The sequence below is a fragment of the Succinivibrio sp. genome (genome assembly GCF_045124615.1).
Taxonomy (GTDB): Bacteria; Pseudomonadota; Gammaproteobacteria; order Enterobacterales; family Succinivibrionaceae; genus Succinivibrio; species Succinivibrio faecicola.
The window spans coordinates 1-1,835 of sequence record NZ_JBGVMC010000399.1; the positions used below are offsets into that span (position 1 = coordinate 1).

A 1,835-nucleotide genomic window follows, 5' to 3' on the forward strand; every position below is an offset into this window, starting at 1 on the left:
CAATAGCAAACTGAGCGCCATAAGATGCTCTTAAAGATTGAGCTCCTTCTATCTTCTGATTAAGAGAAGCCATTCTCTGGGCATTACGTGAGGTGTTCTCAAGTTCTTTCTGTCTTTGTGTTAATTCCTGCAGACTTTTACCAGCAAGACCACTTTCTGCTTTTAATCTCTGTAATGTACTCTTCTGTTCTTCAAGGGCAACTGATGCTCTTTTTACAGCCAACTGCTGCTTTGCATATTCTGAAGAAAGTTCAGCATTAGGCTGTTTACTTGCCTTCATCTGTGCGCCTAAACTCTCTAAACGCTCCTTCATCTTTGCAAAATTCTGAGCTGCAGTTAACGTTGCTCTTTGCTGAGAAAAAATCTGATCTAACTGCTTCTTCTGAAGCTCAGTTGCATTTATAGATTTATTGAGTTGATTAAGACTGGCATTGGTTGCTTTAAAAGCACGTGTTAAAGAAGGATCGATTTTAGCAGCAAAAGTCAGTGCAAAATCTAATAATCTGTTATTGCTCATCTTCTTGCCCTTGGATATTTCTGCTGTTTTTGTTGTTTTGAAATGCTCTTTTGCTGTTCAAGATACTCTTCTGCAAGTTCCTGAACATCCGACATTGGAGCGTTAAATAAATCAAAGAATGGAGACTGCAAAGAGGTGGCCAACGACATCACCCCTTTGCGGTATTGTTTCAGAAAGTCATTTAAATCGCTTGAGCTTCCAATGCCGAGCTGTTGAAAAAAGCCTGAACTGCACCAATAATCTGCATGTATTCAGCTACTGGTAACTTTTCAAAGAATTCAATTGGCTGTTCAGAACGCTTTGAAGCAACAAACAGATCAAAGCTATCATCCCAACAGATCACAGTTACTGTTCTCATCACTGGATTAACAATTTTCTTCATGCGAGCATAATCATTAATCAACTGTTTAAGCTCGGCACCTGATAAATCTTCAAGCTTCAGCTCTACATCTTTGTATTCTTTACCTTCAAACTTAACAGCTTTAGCAAATGTTACAAACATGAACAATCTCCTTACATACCAATCTGAGTTCTTACATCTGTTAACAAATCAGTGCCATTGATCTTGCAGATAAAGTTCAACTTATCAATCTCAACTGTTTCTTGATCATCAATTTCAATCTTCAGATAGGTTACTTCAAGTTCGGAAGTAGTGCCTGAAGAAGCGCCAACCTCTAAAGAACCTAAACCTACAGTCTTAGGTAAAGTCTTTACTGTTACCTTTACACCTTTTGCAACAAGTGAATTGGTTGCATTATCAAGGAACTGTTGAGAACCTCTGAAAATCAGATCTGCACCCTTAATTGATAGCAACTCTAAAGCCTGAGGTGTTACTGAGCGCCAGTTAATTGTTAAAGACATTGACTGAATATGGCCTATTACTGCAGAATCAATTTCACCTGCAATACCAGCACCACTGATAGTATCAGTCATATAAGACAAATCAGGGAGATCAACAGTTGCAATACCTAGCTGATTATTACCATCTTTGTAAACGCGAAAGTTGATTGTCTTATCTGGAGTTAAAGCATTTTCTGCCATTTTTATAATCCTCTTAAACAATAAATCCGTCTAAAAAGACGGACTTAAAAAATCTTAACCAAACAAGGTGTCATAGTAGCCGGTATCAATCTCAAGATTGAACTCAAGATCTTCAGCAGGTGAAGGTGGGGTCATAAATACCTTGAAATGATAGATACCATCCATTAACTCAGTTGTAGGATTATCTTCCTCACGGAATAGCACACGTGCGCCTAACAACTGCTGTCTTGCTACAAGTGAATTTAACCAGACGTTCAATGAATTTACGATTGTTTCA

At 38.1% G+C, this 1,835-nt stretch carries 4 protein-coding genes and 1 pseudogene; all 5 read right to left on the reverse strand.

What is annotated here, in order from left to right:
- Positions 1 to 517: hypothetical protein (locus tag ACJML3_RS10615; protein ID WP_406023083.1), on the reverse strand; the 517-nt coding region annotated here is incomplete at its 3' end.
- Positions 514 to 660: a hypothetical protein gene (locus ACJML3_RS10620; RefSeq protein WP_331853131.1), complete on the reverse strand. Its 147-nt coding sequence runs from the start codon at positions 658 to 660 to the stop codon at positions 514 to 516. The genes ACJML3_RS10615 and ACJML3_RS10620, both read right to left, overlap by 4 nt.
- Before the next feature lie 38 nt (positions 661 to 698).
- Positions 699 to 1,019, reverse strand: a complete 321-nt coding sequence (locus tag ACJML3_RS10625; RefSeq protein ID WP_406023086.1) for a hypothetical protein — start codon at positions 1,017 to 1,019, stop codon at positions 699 to 701.
- Between the two features lie 11 nt (positions 1,020 to 1,030).
- On the reverse strand, positions 1,031 to 1,558 hold the full coding sequence (locus ACJML3_RS10630) for a phage major tail tube protein (protein WP_406023088.1): 528 nt from the start codon (positions 1,556 to 1,558) through the stop codon (positions 1,031 to 1,033).
- Positions 1,559 to 1,612: 54 nt separating this feature from the next.
- Positions 1,613 to 1,835: pseudogene (locus ACJML3_RS10635) on the reverse strand (phage tail protein); the annotation flags it as partial.

Excerpts from the sequence above, each read along its gene's own strand:
- ACJML3_RS10625 (WP_406023086.1), bottom strand. The coding sequence starts at position 1,019 with ATGTTTGTAACATTTGCTAAAGCTGTTAAGTTTGAAGGTAAAGAATAC.
- ACJML3_RS10630 (WP_406023088.1), bottom strand. The coding sequence starts at position 1,558 with ATGGCAGAAAATGCTTTAACTCCAGATAAGACAATCAACTTTCGCGTT.